The 15,819-nt window shown below is 67.0% G+C and carries 9 protein-coding genes; 2 read left to right on the plus strand and 7 right to left on the minus strand.

Annotation, left to right across the window (positions count from 1 at the left end):
- Nucleotides 1-15: 15 nt before the first annotated feature.
- Both AC6H0R_RS14525 and AC6H0R_RS14530 read right to left on the minus strand, forming a co-directional pair.
- The gene (locus AC6H0R_RS14525; RefSeq protein ID WP_497582083.1) at nt 16-1,476 is read right to left on the minus strand and encodes an NAD-dependent succinate-semialdehyde dehydrogenase; all 1,461 of its coding nucleotides are present in this window, start codon (nt 1,474-1,476) and stop codon (nt 16-18) included.
- A 10-nt stretch (nt 1,477-1,486) separates the two neighbouring features.
- A complete protein-coding gene (locus tag AC6H0R_RS14530; RefSeq protein WP_497582084.1) occupies nt 1,487-3,028 on the minus strand; it encodes a UxaA family hydrolase in 1,542 nt (513 codons plus the stop codon).
- 114 nt (nt 3,029-3,142) lie between these two features.
- On the opposite strand from AC6H0R_RS14530, the gene AC6H0R_RS14535 reads away from it, so the two are divergent.
- Nucleotides 3,143-4,087, plus strand: a complete 945-nt coding sequence (locus tag AC6H0R_RS14535; RefSeq protein WP_497582085.1) for a LysR substrate-binding domain-containing protein — start codon at nt 3,143-3,145, stop codon at nt 4,085-4,087.
- Between the two features lie 74 nt (nt 4,088-4,161).
- A complete protein-coding gene (locus AC6H0R_RS14540; protein WP_497582086.1) occupies nt 4,162-4,365 on the plus strand; it encodes a hypothetical protein in 204 nt (67 codons plus the stop codon).
- On the opposite strand, the gene recD is transcribed toward AC6H0R_RS14540, so the two are convergent.
- From recD to AC6H0R_RS14565, 5 genes are all read right to left on the minus strand, one after another.
- Nucleotides 4,362-6,335 carry an exodeoxyribonuclease V subunit alpha gene (gene recD, locus AC6H0R_RS14545; protein WP_497582087.1) on the minus strand — a complete coding sequence of 658 codons (1,974 nt, stop codon included), beginning with the start codon at nt 6,333-6,335 and terminating at the stop codon, nt 4,362-4,364. The genes AC6H0R_RS14540 and recD overlap by 4 nt on opposite strands.
- Nucleotides 6,332-9,919 carry an exodeoxyribonuclease V subunit beta gene (gene recB / locus AC6H0R_RS14550; RefSeq protein WP_497582088.1) on the minus strand — a complete coding sequence of 1,196 codons (3,588 nt, stop codon included), beginning with the start codon at nt 9,917-9,919 and terminating at the stop codon, nt 6,332-6,334. Before recB ends, recD begins: the two co-directional genes overlap by 4 nt.
- Nucleotides 9,916-13,371, minus strand: a complete 3,456-nt coding sequence (gene recC, locus AC6H0R_RS14555; protein ID WP_497582089.1) for an exodeoxyribonuclease V subunit gamma — start codon at nt 13,369-13,371, stop codon at nt 9,916-9,918. The genes recB and recC overlap by 4 nt, the downstream gene beginning before the upstream one ends.
- A gap of 170 nt (nt 13,372-13,541) precedes the next feature.
- Complete coding sequence (locus AC6H0R_RS14560) at nt 13,542-14,162, minus strand: hypothetical protein (protein WP_497582090.1); 621 nt, start codon at nt 14,160-14,162, stop codon at nt 13,542-13,544.
- A gap of 168 nt (nt 14,163-14,330) precedes the next feature.
- Nucleotides 14,331-14,804, minus strand: a complete 474-nt coding sequence (locus AC6H0R_RS14565) for a hypothetical protein (RefSeq protein ID WP_497582091.1) — start codon at nt 14,802-14,804, stop codon at nt 14,331-14,333.
- Between the last annotated feature and the right edge of the window lie 1,015 nt (nt 14,805-15,819).

Here is a 15,819-nt window from a genome sequence, read left to right on the forward strand (position 1 = left end):
GCTCCTGCGGGGAATTCATGCGAGGTTGCCCTCGCAGACGTATTTGACGTGCATGTAGTCCTCCAGCCCGTGACGCGAACCCTCGCGCCCGTAGCCCGATTCCTTGACGCCGCCGAAGGGCGCCGCAGCCCCCGCCAGCGCGCCGGCATTGACGCCGACGATGCCGCTCTGCAGCGCGCCGGTGACGCGCCAGATGCGCTGCACGTCGCGCGAATAGAAGTAGGCCGCCAGCCCGAAGGGCGTGTCGTTGGCCAGATGCAGCACCTCGTCCTCGTCACGGAAGGCGCACAGCGCCACCACCGGGCCGAAGGTTTCCTCGTCGCACAGCACGGCATCGGTCGGTACGTCTGCCAGCACGGTCGGCGCGACATAGTTCGGGCCGCGCTCGGCCAGCACTCGCGTGCCGCCCACCACCACGCGGGCGCCGCGCGCCACGGCGTCGTCGATGTGACGCAGGATCTTCTCCACCGCGCGGGCATTGATCATCGGGCCGATGTCGCTGTCGGGTTCGCTTGCCGGGCCCACACGCAGCGCCGCCACACGCGCCGCCAGCCGCGCGGTGAAGTCTTCCATCACCGCCTCATGCACATACACGCGGTTGGGGCACACGCAGGTCTGGCCGCCGTTGCGGAACTTGGCGTCCATCAGGCCCTGCACCGCGGCCTCCAGGTCGGCGTCCTCGAACACGATGAAGGGCGCGTTGCCGCCCAGTTCGAGCGACAGGCGCTTGAGCGTATCGGCCGATTCACGCGCCAGATGCTTGCCCACCGGCGTCGAGCCGGTGAAGCTGATCTTGCGCACACGCGCATCCGCCAGCCAGGCATCGACCACCTCGGGCGTGCGCTCGCGCGATGCGCACACGATATTCAGCACGCCGGGCGGAAAGCCCGCTTCTTCGGCCAGCCGCAGCAGCGCCAACGAGGTCAGCGGCGTGTCCTCGGCCGGTTTGGCCACCACCGTACAGCCGGCGGCCAGCGCCGGCGCGATCTTGCGCGCGATCATCGCGGCCGGGAAATTCCACGGCGTGATCACCGCCACCACGCCCACCGGCTCCTTCAGCGCCAGCATGCGACGGCCGCCCACCGCCGGCGCGATGACGTCGCCGCGAATGCGCTCAGCTTCGGCGGCGAACCACTCGACGTAACTCGCGGCATAGGCCACTTCGCCGCGCCCCTCGCGCAGCGGCTTGCCCTGCTCGCGCGAGATCAGCGCACCCAGTTCGGCCTCACGGGCGAGGATCAGCGCGTGCCAGCGCGCCAGCAACATGGCCCGTTCGCGCGCCGGCCGCAGACTCCAGGCCGGAAAGGCGTCGGAGGCGGCGTCCACCGCCGCAATCGCGTCCGTGGCCGTGCTGTCGGGCACCTCGCTGATGAGCGCGCCGTCGGCCGGATCGGTCACCGCAAAACGCGCGCCGTCGGCAGCCTCGCGCCAGCAACCGGCAATGAAATTCTGTGTGGGGATGGTGTGCTCGGACATGGCCGCCTCCTCAGCTCACGATGCCCAGATGCCAGGGCACGAACTCGTTGTCGCCCAACCCCAGCTTCTCGCTGCAGGTGCGCTCGCCGGAGGCCACCCGCAGCAGGTGTTCGAAGATCTGCTCGCCCATGGCCTCGATGCTCAGCTCGCCGTCGATGACCAGACCGCAGTTGATGTCCATGTCCTCGGCGAGGCGCTCGAACATAGGGGTGTTGGAAGCGAGCTTGATGGTCGGCGCCGGTTTGGAACCGAACATCGAGCCGCGCCCGGTAGTGAAGCAGATCAGGTTGGCGCCCGAGGCAATCTGCCCGGTGGCCGACACCGGGTCGTAGCCCGGCGAATCCATGAACACAAAGCCGTTCTGGTCGATCGGCTCGGCGTACTGATACACCTCGCGCAGCGGCGTGGTGCCGCCCTTCATGGCCGAGCCCAGCGATTTCTCGACGATGTTCACCAGCCCGCCGGCCTGGTTGCCGGGCCCGACCACGCCGTTGAACTGGCTGTTCTGGCCGGCCGCATAGCCCTTCCACCACTCCAGCCGGTCGAGCAGCTTGCGGCCGACTTCGGGCGATACCGCGCGGCGCGTGAGCATGAATTCCATGCCCTGGATTTCGGGCGTTTCGGACAGGATCGCGGTGCCGCCGTGACGCACGAGGATGTCCATCGCCGCGCCTAGCGCCGGGTTGGCGCCGATGCCGGAAAAGCCGTCGGAGCCGCCGCACTGCAGGCCGATCTTGAGGTGGCTGGCGCTCACCGGCTCGCGCCGCACGTCGTTGGCGGCCGGCAGCATTCCCTCGATCATCTTGATGCCGGCCTCGATGGTGGCGCGCGTGCCGCCGGTGTCCTGCATCACCAGCGTGCGCAGCTTCCAGTCGGTCTCCAGCCCCTGTGAGGCCACCAGATCGGCCACCTGATTGCGCTCACAGCCCAGACCGACGATCAGTACGCCGGCCAGATTGGGGTGGCGCGCATAGCCCGCCAGCGTGCGGCGCAGCACGTCGAAATGTTCGCTGGGCGAAGACATGCCGCAGCCGCTGTTCTGCGGGAAGGCCACCACGCCGTCGACGTTGGGCCAGGCCGCCAGCCGCTCGGGCGTGAAGTGGGCGGCGATGTTGCGGATGGCCGTGGCCGAACAGTTCACCGACGACAGGATGCCGATGTAATTGCGCGTGGCCACCCGCCCGTCGGCCCGCACGATGCCCATGAAGCGCGCACGCTGCGCCTCGGGCAGGTAATCCACCGGGCGCAGGTCCTCGCCGTAGGCGGGGTCGCCGCTGACCTCGGGCAGGCCGAGGTTGTGCGAATGCACGTACTCGCCGGCGGCGATGTCGCGCAGCGCAATGCCAATCACCGTGCCGTACTTGCGCACCGGCTGATCCGCCGCGATGGCCCGCGCCGCCACCTTGTGGCCGGCCGGTACCTGGGCCTGCACCCGCAGCCCCAGTTCGGGCAGCAGTTCGCCCAGCGCGATCTGACGGCGTGCCACCAGCACGTCATCGTCGGCATGCAGACAGATCAGCGGAGAGTGCGAAGTACAGCTCGCGAGAGACATGGATGCGGCCCGGAGGAATCGGAGTGGTCGCAGTATCGACCCGCCGCATCATTGCCATCCAATGAAGTTTTGTCCTATCTTCATTGCAATTTAGTTATGTATCCGGGAGCCGCCATGAGCGACATCGACCGCGTGCTGCGTTCCAACCTCAAGCTGCGTCATCTGCAGTTGCTGGTGGCGCTGGACGAGTTCCGCCACCTCGGCCGCGCCGCCGAATTCCTCTCACTCACGCAACCGGCGGTGTCCAAGACCGTGGCCGAGATCGAGCGCATGTTCGGGCTGGAGCTGTTCGTGCGCTCCACGCGCGGCACCGAGCCCACGCCCTACGGCGCCACCGTGGTGCGCTTTGCGCGCTCGGTGCTGGCCGACTACGCGCGCACCTGCGACGAAATCGCCGCCGTCGGCAGCGGCGCGGCCGGGCGCGTCAGTGTGGGGGCCATGGTGGTGGCCACGCCGGCCCTGCTGGTGCAGGCCGTGGCGCGCCTGAAGGAACGCAGCACGCATGCCTCGGTGTTCATCGAGGAAGGCGACCTCACGCGGCTGCTGCCGCGCCTGCGCGTGGGCGAACTGGATCTGATCGTGGGCCGGCTGGAGCCGGGCTACGCCGCGCCAGACCTCGAAACCGAGGCGCTGTACGACGAGCCCATGAGCATCGTCGCGCGCCCCGACCACCCGCTGGCAGCGAACCCCGCACCCAGCTGGGACGACCTCGCGCGCGAACCCTGGGTGGTACCGCCACCATGGGCCTCGTCACGCATCAAGCTCAACCAGATGTTCTACCAGCACGGCCTGAACCCGCCGGTAGACCTGATCGAGACCGCGTCCTTCGTGAACACGCTGAGCTTCGTGCGGGCACGCCCGGCCATCGGCTTCGTCGCGCGCAGCGTGGCGCGCCACTGTGAGCGCGAAGGACTGCTCAAGGTGCTGGCCATCGAAGTGCCGATCGAACTGCCGCCGGTGGGCATCATCACGCTGCGCTCGCGCCTGCGCACGCCGACCTGCGCGCAACTCATCGACTGCATTCGCGACACCGCCACAGCCCTCAGCGCCACGCACTGAAGACGTCCACCCCGTCCGGCGATACCATGGCCAACCCGATGTCATCACGGAATGAGGGATTTGCCATGCCGGACATGCCCCACCGACGCCGCCTGCTGCTCTCCCTGCTGGGCCTCTCCGCGCTTGCAGTGAGTGGCTGCAGCAGCCGCCAGCGCTACGCCTTCGGGCGCGACGCGCAGCGCTCGGAATGCCAGCAGGAGAAGGACCCCGACCGCCGCGAACGCTGCCTGCAGGATGCCAACCGCAGCTACGAGGACTACCAGCGCGAGCGCCGTTAGCCAGCCTTGCCGTGCAGCGCGTCCAGCCCGCTGGCGCGCAGCACGCGGCGGGTGACGGCGGTGTCGAGCACGCGCTCGCCGCCGGGGTTGAACAGCGCCAGTCGTGAGCGCGCGCGGGTGATGCCGGTATAGAGCAGTTCACGCGTCAGGATTGGGCTGACGGTGTCGGGCAGTACCAGCGCGACGGCGCCGAATTCCGAGCCCTGCGACTTGTGCACGGTCATCGCGAACACCGTCTCGACCGCGCGCAGGCGGCTGGGCAGCACCCAGCGCACGCGCCCGGAGTCGGCGGCGATGAAGGCCACGCGCAATCGCTCGCTGCCATCCGCCTCGCGGCGCAGCAGCGTCACGCCGATGTCGCCGTTCATCAGACCCAGACCGTAATCGTTGTGCGTGACCAGCACCGGGCGGCCGGCGTACCAGTCGTGGCCGGTGTCGATACGCCCGGCTGCAGTCAGCCAGCGCGCAATAACGCGGTTGAGGCCTTCGACACCCCACTCCCCTTTGCGCACCGCGCACAGCACCTGGAAGGCGGCATGGGCTTCGAGCACGGCGCGGGCGGCGGCGTCTGCAGCCTCGTCGTCGGCCGACACGGTTTCGCGCGCCAGTTCCAGCCAGCCGCGAGTTCCGTCGAGCACGGCGCTGCGCAATGCGGCGAGCGCGTCCGCGCCGGTGCGGCTGACTACATCCGCATGTGCGGCGGCGAGTTCAGAGCGCACTGTCGCCGGCGCACCGCCATTCACCGCCTCGGCCAGTTTGCCGATGCCGCTGGCGGCGTCGAAGCGGCGCGACACGCGCAGCATGGCAATGCTCTGGTCGAGCGCGGTGCCGGTCGCGTCGATGTACTCGGCCGGAATCGTCTGCCCGCTCGCTTCGGTCAGCCAGCTGGCGGACTCCGGCGTGTAATGGCCCTCACGGGCACGGGCGGCGAGCACGCCCAGCACCGCGCCGGCCTCGACCGAGGCGAGCTGGTCGCGGTCGCCGAGCAGCACCAGCCGCACGCCGGCAGGCAGCGCAGCGAGCACGGCGGCCATCATCTCCAGGTCGACCATCGAGGCCTCGTCCACCACCAGCACGTCCAGCGCCAGCGGCGTGTCGGCGTCATGGCGGAAGGCGCGCGAATCGGGCCGCGCACCGAGGAGGCGGTGCAGCGTGGTGACGGTGGCGGGAATCGCCGCACGCACGGCGTCATCGACATCGAGCATCGCCAGTGCACCGCCGATGGACGCATTGAGCCGCGCTGCGGCCTTGCCGGTGGGCGCGGCCAGCCGGATGCGCAGCGGCCGCGCCGGGTCGACCTGCAGGGCGAGTGACTGCAGCAGCGCGAGCAGGCGCACCACGGTGGTGGTCTTGCCGGTGCCGGGGCCGCCGGTGATGACCGAGAAGGCGCTGCGCGCGGCCAGCGCGCAGGCGAGCTTCTGCCAGTCGGTGTCGTCGGACGCCTCAAACAGATCATCGAGCACGCGCCGCACGTCGGCGGCCGGCGCTGCGGCGGGTGCCGCCACGCGCGCCGACACTGCGGCGATCACGGCCTGCTCGAAACGCCAGTAGCGGCGCAGATACAGGCGCTCGCCGGTCAGCACCAGCGGCGTATCGCCCTCGCCTTCTCCGACCAGTTGCGGGTGCGTCAGCGCCGCGCGCCACGCGGCGGCATCCACGCCGGCCAGCAAGCTGCGCGGCGTATCGGTGGCGTCCTGCACACCGTCCGGCGGCAGCGACAGCGCGAAGTCCGGATCGGCCAGCGTGGCCGTCAGGTCCAGGCAGGCGTGCCCGCGCCCGAGCTGATGGCTGGCCAGCGCGGCGGCGAGCAGCAGCAGGCCCGGCGCATCCGGCGCCTCGCGCCACAGGAAGCCGGCAAAGGCAGCATCGAGCGGCCGCAGCCAGCCGCGCTCGGCCCAGCGTTCGATGTGGGCGGCGATCTCGGTGGCTGGCGTTTGCGGCAGCGGGGTGGCTGAGAGACACGGAATCATGCCGGCACCCCCGCAGAAAAGAGTTCGTCCAGCGCCTCGATCAACTCACGCGGCGGCCGCTCCACATGCACGCCGCGTGATTCGGCACCGATGCCGCGCAGGAACACATAGGCCGCGCCGCCGATGTGGCGGTCGTAGTCGTAGCCCGGCAGGCGCGCGCGCAACTGGCGGTGCAGCGCGAAGAGATACAGCACGTACTGCAATTCGTAGCGCGCTTCCAGAATCGCCGCACGCATCGCGTCCGGCGTGTAGGCGGCCTCATCGGCGCCGAGCCAGTTGGACTTGTAGTCGATGACGTAATAGCGCCCGTCGTACTCGAACACGAGGTCGATGAAGCCTTTCAACATGCCCTGCAGCTGCGTGGATTCCAGCGCCGGGCGCGGTGCGGCGTCCAGCGTGTGGGCGCACACCAGGCGGTCCAGCTCGCGTGTTTCGACACGGCCGGCCGACAGCCAGAACTCCAGTTCCGGGCTGAGTACGGCCGGCTCGGCCAACGCGCAGCGCGCTCCGTCGGGCAGCGGCAATGGGGTGGTGATCAGCGCCTGCAACCAGTCGGTCAGCGGAGCGACCCATTCGGCCCAGCCGCGCGGTGTGGCGCGGCGTTCGACTTCGGCCTGCAGTCGCGCAGGGTCGGCCGCGATGGCCGCAAAGCCTTCGCGTGCGGCCCATTCAAGCAGGTCATGCAGAAAGGTGCCGGCGGCGGCGCCGCGCGGGAAGGCGTGCACGCTGCCGGGCGCGGGTTTGGTCTGCGCCGCTTCAGGGGCCGGTTCGGACAACACTTCGCGGAAGACGTCCTCCCCCGGCGTATCCGGTGTGCCTCCGGCGGTGCGCAGCGCGGAGTAGCTAGCGATCCACCACGGTTCGCGCGGGGCTGCGGTGGGCGTGCGGGCCTGCATGCGTGTGGCTTCGGCCATTTCGATCAGGCGTTCGCGGTCGGGTTCGGGCGCCAGCTCCACGGCGATGTGTTCGCAGTCGCCGCGCAGTTCGGCCAGGCGGCCGGGCAGTTCAGCGGCATCGACCTCGCCCAGCACATGACCGAGCGCGCTGGCCTTGAGCGTATCGAAGGGCGCCACGCCGACCCAGGTGGCATGGCGCGCGCGGGTCAGCGCGACGTAGAGCTTGCGCACGTCCTCGGCGCGGCGTTCGTGCTCGGCCCGCGCGCGACCGTGCGCGTGCTCGACCAGCGAGAGCTGCAGCGCGCCAGCCTCGTCGTGCCACACCACCGGCAGTTTCTTGCCGTCGCGGTCGCGCGCCGAGCAGCCGAAGGGCAGGAAGACCAGCGGGTACTCGAGGCCCTTGGATTTGTGCACGGTAACGACCTGCACCAGGTCGGCGTCGCTCTCCAGCCGGATCTGGCGGCCCTCATTGCTGGTGCCGTCGGCGGCGTCCTGGCATTCGCTGGCGAGGTAGCGGATCAGCGCGTGCTCGCCGTCCAGCGTCTGGCTGGCCTGTTGCAGCAGTTCGGCCAGATGCAGCAGATCGGTCAGCACACGCTCGCCGCCGTCCATGGCCAGCATGCGCGCCGGCACATCGTGGTCGTGCAGCAGGTGGCGCAGCATCGGCAGCACGCCTTGGCGGCGCCACACCTCGCGGTAAGTGCGAAAGCGCAGCACGGTCTCTTCCCACGCGCGCTCGTCGCGGTCCAGCGCATCGAGGGCCGCCCAGTCCAACCCCAGCGTGGCGGTGGCCAGCGCGCTGCGCACGCTGCGCGGCGCATCCGGCTCGGCGCAGGCTTCCAGCCACAGCTGCAACTCGGCGGCCTGCGCACTGGCAAAGACCGAGTCCCGCCCCGACAGATAGACGCTGCGCACGCCTCGCGCGGCCAGCGCTTCGCGCACGATAGCCGCCTCGCTGCGCGTATTCACCAGCACCGCAATGTCGGCCGGGCGCAGCGGCGTGAAGTTCTCACCCTGCCGGAAACCGGCCTGCGCATCGGCGAGCAGACGGCGGATGGTGCTGGCGCAGCTTGCGGCGATCAGCGCGCGCTCGTCGCCGCGCTTGGCCTTGCCTTCGGGCGCGGGCAGATGCCACAGCGTGAGCGGCGCGACGTACGAGCCGGCGCACTCGAAACGCTCCTCGCGCCCTTTCGCGGCAGCCGGCGCAAACGGCACCGGACTGTCGGCGCCGGCGCCGAACAGGAAGGCGCCGTCCGCCTGCCGGTCGGCAAAGGCAAACACGCGGTTGGCGGCATCCACCATGCCGGTAGTCGAGCGGTGGTTGCGGTTGAGCGTGTACAGCCGTCCGGCGCAGGCGCGGCGCGCCACCAGATAGGTGTGGATGTCGGCACCGCGGAAGGCGTAGATGGCCTGTTTGGGGTCGCCGATGAGCACCAGCGCGCAGCCTTCTGCGGGGGCTTCGACGCGGTACACGGCATCGAAGATGCGGTACTGCACCGGGTCGGTGTCCTGGAATTCGTCGATCAGCGCCACCGGGTACTTGGCGCGGATGCGCGCGGCAAGCTGCGGGCCGTTGGGGCCTTCGAGCGCGGCGGCGAGGCGCGCGAGCAGGTCGTCGAAGCCGATCTCGGCGCGACGGCGCTTCTCGGCCTCGAAGCGCGCGGCCACCCAGCGCGCGGCGTGGCGCAGCACGTCGGCGCGGGCATCGGGCAGCTCGGCCAACGCCGGCTGCAGGGCCTCGATGGCGGCAAAGGCCGGATGATCGGGCGGTTCGCCCTTCTTCTTCCAGGCATCACGAATGCCGTCCGGCGAGAAGCGCTTGAAGATCGAATCACTACGGGCCGGCTCGATGGCGTCCGGGTCGGCCTGCCATGCGTCGAGCGCATTCAGCCAGCCGTCGTACCAGTCACGGCGAAGGGTCACGCCCTGTTCGCGGCCTTGCTCGAAGAGTTCGCGCAGCTCATTCACCCACTCAGCCCACGGCGCCTTCAGATCGGCCAGCAGAAGGTTGCGCTCGGTCAGCGCGCTGGCCAGCGTCGCGGCCGGATCGTCAGCCGGGGGCAGGCGGTCGGCGTGGCCGAGCACATCCTTCAGCGCCTCGGCCAGCACGTCCGGCGCGGCCCACCAGCGCCGCACCTCGGCCACGGATTCGGCCGGCAGCGGCAGCATGAAGCTGCGCCACCAGTCGCGCACGGCTTCAAGCCGCAGTTCGGAATGGTCGGTTTCCAGCTTCAGCGCAAAAGGGCTGCCGCTGTCGAAGGCGTGTTCGGCCAGCACGCGGCGGCACCAGGCGTGGATGGTGGACACCGCCGCCTCGTCCATCCATTCGGCGGCCATGCGCAGGCGGCGCGCGCGGCCGGACAGTTCTTCGGCCGCATAGCCGGCGCGCAGTCCGGTGAGGAATTCATCGGCCTCCGAGTCAGGTTGCTCGAAGGCGCTGGCGGCTTCGCTCAGGCGGCGGCGGATGCGGTCGCGCAGTTCGCGCGTGGCGGCCTCGGTGAAGGTCACGACCAGGATTTCGGGCGGGTCGAGCTCACGCTCAAAGGCCGCGTCACCACCGTGGCCGAGCACCAGCCGCACATACAGCGCGGCGATGGTCCAGGTCTTGCCGGTGCCGGCGGCGGCTTCGATCAGGCGGCTGCCGGACAGCGGAAAGGTCGCGGCGTCGAGCGGATGCGCAATGCTCATTCGCCCTCCCCGTCGCCGTCATGCAGGGCATCGAGCATGGGCCGCAGCAGGCGCTCGGCCCACTCCGCCAGCCCGCCGGCTTCGAGCGCGGCGTAGTCGGGCCAGGCGCGGGCCAGATGCGGGTCGTCGCCGCGCTCGCCTGCGGAGTTGAAATCATCGCCCTCGTAGGTCTTGCGCGCGGTCTTGCCGGTGAGCAGTTCGGCCGCGGTCTTCACTGCAAAGGGCAGCGGGCGGCACAGGCCGGTGTCGCGGGCGCGCAGCAGGTCGGCCAGCAGCTCGCGCGCGGTGTCGGCGGGCAGTGGCGCGAAGCGTGCATCGCCCACGGCGGAGAGCAGACGCGTGACGGTCGGCCCGCCCAGCTGCGCGGCGAGGTGCGCCGGCCAGTGGCGCCACAACACGTGATGACGCCAGCGCCCCTTCTTGCCGTCGACCACGTTGCTGGCGACCAGCCGCACGCGGGCGCGCTCGCCGGCAGCGTCGGCACGCAGACCGCTCAGGCGGTCGGCCAGCGCAAGACGGCGACTATCGACGTCGGCCTCCACCGCCACGGCTTCGGCTTCCAGCACCTGCGGCCACAGCGCCAGCTCGGCGGCGTACTGCTCGAACAGCGCCTGCATCGGCAGCGCGAGTTCGTGCGCCTCGACCACGCCGAAACCGCCCGGTGCGAAGTCGCCACGCCGCGCGATGCGCGAGAGCCCGGCTTCGCGCGCGGCGTCGACATCGCCCCCGGCGGCCAGCGCGCGCGCCTGCACGGTGATCAGTTCGTCGCCGCGCTGCCAGCGGTGCAGGCCATCGGCGTTGAAGGGTTCGACGTCATCGGTGACAGCCTCTTCACGCGACAGGTCCACGCCCAGGCGCGTGCGGAAAAAGCCCTTCACCGGATCGCGCAGGAAGCGCGACAGCTCGTCGAGCGTGAGCGGCTCGTCGCTGACGAGCGGCTCCAGCGCGGCGTCGCCCGCAGGACGTACGGCAGCGGATTCGCGCCACTCGCGCGCGTAGGTAAACAACACGGGGTCGGCGCCGAAATACGCCGGGCTGAAGGGCTGGAGCCGGTGCTCGACGGTCAACCGCTTCAGCAGGTCAGCGCCATCCGCCGCGCGCCAGCCGGCGGCGAGGTGATCGCGCAACTGACCGACCAGCACCGAGGCCGGACGCTCGACGTTGTCGGTGATGCTGCGGCCGACCCACGACACGTACAGCACGTCGCGCGCCGACAGCAGCGCTTCCAGGAACAGGTAGCGGTCGTCCTCGCGGCGCGAGCGGTCGCCGGGGCGCATCTGGCCGGGGCGGCCCATCAGGTCGAAATCCAGCGGCGCGCGGGTGCGCGGGTAGTCGCCGTCGTTCATGCCGAGCAGGCAGACGTGGCAGAAGGGGATGGCGCGCATCGGCATCAGCGTGGCGAAGGTCACCGCGCCGGCGAAGAAGCGCTGCGTGAGGCCGCCGGCGTCGAGCGCGCTCATCCAGTGCTCGGCCACCACCGCCAGCGGCAGCGGCTCGGTGAGCCCGGCCTCAAGGCAGGCGTCGGCCCAGTCGGTGAGCGCGGTGTTGAGGCGTTCGACGGTGAGGGCGGCTTCCGCGTCATCACCGGCGTCGAAAAAGTCGGCGAGCAGCTTTGCGAGACGTTCGCGCCATTGCTGCGGCGCGGCCGGCTCGCGCAAGGCGCGCCACGCCGCGTCCAGCCGCGCGACGAGTTGCGCCAGCGGCCCCAGCAACGCCGCATCCAGCCCGCCGATCTCGCCATGCGACTCGATGCCGTGCCAGGCCACGTCGCCCCCGGCGGCGTAGCCGAGCAACATGCGGCGCAGGCCGAACAACCAGGTGTGGTCGGCGGCGTCCGTGGGCGGCAGATCGAGCGCGGCGCGATGCTCGGCGTGCAGGCCCCAGCGCACGTTGGCGCCGCGAATCCAGCGCGCGAGCGTGGGCAGGTCGGATTCGTCCAGCCCGAAGCGGCGGCGCAGCGCCGGCACGTCGAGCAGGTCCAGCACGTCGCTGGCGGTGACGCGCGCGTTGGGCAGGCCCAGCAGCAGTTCCAGCCCCTGCACCAGCGGGTCGGTGGCGCGGCTGCCCTGGTCGGCCAGGCAATACGGGATGCGGCGTGCGTCGTTCGCATCGTGCAGGCCGAACACGGCACGCACGTGCGGCGCGTAGGCGTCGATGTCCGGCACCATCACGATAATGTCGCGCGAACGCAGCGCCGGGTCGGCGTCAAAGGCGGCAAGCAGGCGGTCGTGCAGGATTTCGACTTCCCGCTGGGGGCTGTGGGCGATGTGGAACTGGATCGAGTGATCGTCGGGCGCCACCGCTGGCCAGTTCTCGCGCGTCTCGGCCAGCGGGCGCAGATCGCGGATGTCGTCCTGCAGTTGCGCGAGCAGCGTTGCGCCGCCGGTGGGCTCGAAACGGTCGATGCGCTGACCGATGCCGGCCAGCAGTTCGGCGTGGCGGCCGCGCGCGGTGGCGTCGTCATAGGAATCGAGCAGTGCAATGAAATCCCGCCCTTGCCGGCCCCAGGCGGCAAGCAATGGCTGGGCGTGGGCGTGCAACGCGTCCTCGGCGAGTTCTTCCGGGAAATCCGCGCGGCGCTGCTGCCGGCTGGCCCGCTCGCGGCGCAGCAGTTCGCGCCCCTGCACGATGTCTGCCCAGTGGTGCTCGCAGGGGTTGTGCACGCACATCAGCACCTGCGACCAGCGCGCCATCGCCGCCAGCACTTCCAGCGACTGCTGCGGCAGCGACGAGATGCCGAACACCAGCACGCGGCGCGGCAGGCCCGGCGGGCGGGCGTCACCGGCTGACTCCACCACTTCCATGAAACGCTCATGCACCGCCGCGCGGCCGCCCGTGGCGGGCAGACCGGCCCGCGCCAGATCGGCACACAGCGCCCGCCACAGCGCCGGCTGCCAGCGCTGGTCCTCGGGCAGCGGATCGTGCCGGCCGAGCAGGTCGGGCAGCACATCCTCGCCCGCCGCCCAGGCCGCCAGCCAGTCGGCGCGGTACACCTGATACTGGTCGAAGAGGTCCGCCAGCCGCCCGGCCAGCTGGAAGCGCTTGCGCGCGTCGGCGTCATCAGAAAGAAAGCGCGCCAGCGGCGCATACACCGGGTCTTGCAGCAGTTCCGGCAGCAAGCGCATCAGCCGCCACACCAGCCGCGACTCATCCAGCGGCGAGGCCTCCGGCACCGCCTCACGGCCCAGCACGGCGCGATATACACGCCAGAAGAAACGCGACGGCAGATCGAAACGCATCGCCGCCGCAATGCCGCAACCCCCCTCGCGCTCATCCGCCAGCGCCAACCGCAGCCACTGCGCAATGCCGTTGCTTTGCACCAGCACCACCTCGTCCTCCAGCGGCGCCAGCGGGTGGTGCGTCATCCACGCCACCAACACGTCGCGCAGCGCCTCGGCACGGTTGCCGTGCACGAGGATCAAACCGGGCGGAAGTTCGGGGGTAGCGGACATGTGTGAAGGATACCGGACATGCGCGACGAGCCGGGTCGCACGCCCTTGTGAACACGCTAGCACCCGCGACAGACCACTACAGCCCCCGATGCCGATGGTCGTTGAGGAAAGCTGTCGTTCAACGCCTGAGTTGAGCCGCGCCGCGAAGCTGCGTCGGCTTGGACGAACTGTTAGGCCTCAGCCGCGGAGTTGGCGGACGGCTTTCGGCGAACGCGGAGTACCAGCCAGTACAAGAACAACAATCCAGAGGCAGCACCCGTGACGAAGAGTGCAACGACATTGCTTCTTAGGAGTGTGTCTAGGGTCTTTCCGGCTGGGTTCGACCATGCCAACCTATCAATTTCTGCTTCACCGATTTCGATCCTGCTTTGAAGATCTGCCCGCATAAACCGATATGCGTCTTGTTGCGTGGAAACGACTGCGTGACTCTTGTACGGCTCAACGGTCGATCGTGCCAGATAAGCCTCCTCGGCACTTCGGCAGTATAGGCCGGCTAGAGCCTCCTCTTCTTTCGTGGCATCAATGCACTCCGATACTAGGTCGCGCGCATATCGCAGAAGGCTTTGCTCAGTACCTAGCGCTAACTTCCGACTGTGGAGCTCTGTAGTTTCCTTGGAGCTATCAAGCAAACCGCCCACATAAAAGAAGCTCGCCCCAAAGATCACGAAAGCGACAGAAAGTATCAGGGCCAATGTACGCACAATGGAGGGTGCGGCCCAGTGGGAAATCTTGTCGAGAATGTCCCTGATAGCTTCCAGTTGTTCGGTCGCATTTTTTATGTCGATAGTCATGGTTAACCCAAAAGCCTAACGGTTGAAGTGCCCGGCCGTTGTGGAAAGAATGCGGGGTCAGGTCTCGATTTATACGAGTCTAAAATATAGACCTGACCCCAAATCCGTCCCGTGACCCCAAATCCGTCCCGCTCAAAAATGGATCACCTCGATAACCAAAAATCTTTTTCATTCATCCTTATCTGCCTGGTATCTGCCTGAGCAGTAATAACATCGAGCCTCAGAGCCACCTTCATCCAGCGGCCAATAATGCAGATCTCCTTGAGTTGCATGAGCCCCACAAATGTCACACGCACCTGGCAGCTCGTCACTTTCTTCGTTCTCACAGAACGTACAACGATAACCCGTCTCCGATTCATTGTTGACTACTAGGGTAAAGTGGCCACAACCTGGACAGTCTAAACGCACTGGATTTGCATCGGGATCTGAAGAAAAATCTACTGGATTTTCTTCCTCCACTCCGTCCGCCTTTTTGATGGCGGTACGAATTGAAAATTCATACTCATCCGATAGAACTTTAAATGTTTCTTTTGTGTGAACCGGTATATGACTTTCGATATCTAGTTCAGTATGATCATAAAGAAATTCCATAACTGAACGAAATAGACGACCGATAGTGCCTCGCACTTGCGAGACATCCATTGTGAATTTGTGGTGCTCGATTTCATTTCTGAGCTTCTTTATCCACTCTAGATCTTTTCTCAGTTCCGGAGAGACAGTTTCTGGGTCTTCGTTGTTAATGAAGTTAATGCATTCCCAAAGCCCGATAGTCTTGTTTCGGTCTAGTTTTTGCGAGAATGGATCTTTGTATATAAGAAGCGGATGCTTTGATGCTATGTGATGCTATGTGATGCTATGTGATGCTATGTGATGCTATGTGATGCTATGTGATGCTATGTGATGCTATGTGATGCTATGTGATGCTATGTGATGCTATGTGATGCTTAAATATTAGTTCTATAAAATGAGCAAGATGAAGAACCGCAAATTTATATGCCTTCGGCTCTTCATTTTCGCCCTCTTCGAATTTTGAAAGCGCCTCAGCCAAGCTGTCTAACGAATTTTCTAGAAGATCTAGCTCATGTATTGACATATATACGCCCTAGAGAATGCGTAGAGAATGCGGGTCAGGTCTATATTTTATACGATTCTAAAATATAGACCTGACCCAAACTTACCATTCCAGCTTATGATCCCCTTTAGGCCCCGCGCGCCGCCCGGGCGATTGCCTCCTTGAGCGCCTCACACTCTTGCTCCAAAACGATTTGCACGGATGTAAACGGCTCCAAGAAATGGCCTCCAGGCTTTCCCTGCGAGTAGGCCTGCTTATGGTCGAAAATAACCGAGTTAACTCTCGTTCTAGCCTCAATCACTTGGTCATACGATTGTCGAATCTCTGAACCATAGATGCCAATTATCATTTCTACTCGACTAAAATCCACTGACCGATCAGAGCTGGATTTTATTACGGCATCAAGATAAGCGTTGTAGTCGCACTCGCCCTTCATGACCAGTGTGAGGTGCAGGTAATTGGAGAACATACCATTGACCTGCTCCCCGTTTTCAGTACCACGCTGAACTTAGTAGAGTCCGTTATCCGAACAGGAGACGGCAGTGAAGAAGCGTTTTACGGAAGAGCAGATTCTGGATTTTCTGA

Source organism: Pseudazoarcus sp. NS36, from assembly GCF_059703705.1.

Excerpts from the sequence above, each read along its gene's own strand:
- AC6H0R_RS14525 (WP_497582083.1), bottom strand. The coding sequence starts at position 1,476 with ATGTCCGAGCACACCATCCCCACACAGAATTTCATTGCCGGTTGCTGG.
- AC6H0R_RS14530 (WP_497582084.1), bottom strand. The coding sequence starts at position 3,028 with ATGTCTCTCGCGAGCTGTACTTCGCACTCTCCGCTGATCTGTCTGCAT.
- AC6H0R_RS14535 (WP_497582085.1), top strand. The coding sequence starts at position 3,143 with ATGAGCGACATCGACCGCGTGCTGCGTTCCAACCTCAAGCTGCGTCAT.
- AC6H0R_RS14540 (WP_497582086.1), top strand. The coding sequence starts at position 4,162 with ATGCCCCACCGACGCCGCCTGCTGCTCTCCCTGCTGGGCCTCTCCGCG.
- recD (WP_497582087.1), bottom strand. The coding sequence starts at position 6,335 with ATGATTCCGTGTCTCTCAGCCACCCCGCTGCCGCAAACGCCAGCCACC.
- recB (WP_497582088.1), bottom strand. The coding sequence starts at position 9,919 with ATGAGCATTGCGCATCCGCTCGACGCCGCGACCTTTCCGCTGTCCGGC.
- recC (WP_497582089.1), bottom strand. The coding sequence starts at position 13,371 with ATGTCCGCTACCCCCGAACTTCCGCCCGGTTTGATCCTCGTGCACGGC.
- AC6H0R_RS14560 (WP_497582090.1), bottom strand. The coding sequence starts at position 14,162 with ATGACTATCGACATAAAAAATGCGACCGAACAACTGGAAGCTATCAGG.
- AC6H0R_RS14565 (WP_497582091.1), bottom strand. The coding sequence starts at position 14,804 with ATGGATGTCTCGCAAGTGCGAGGCACTATCGGTCGTCTATTTCGTTCA.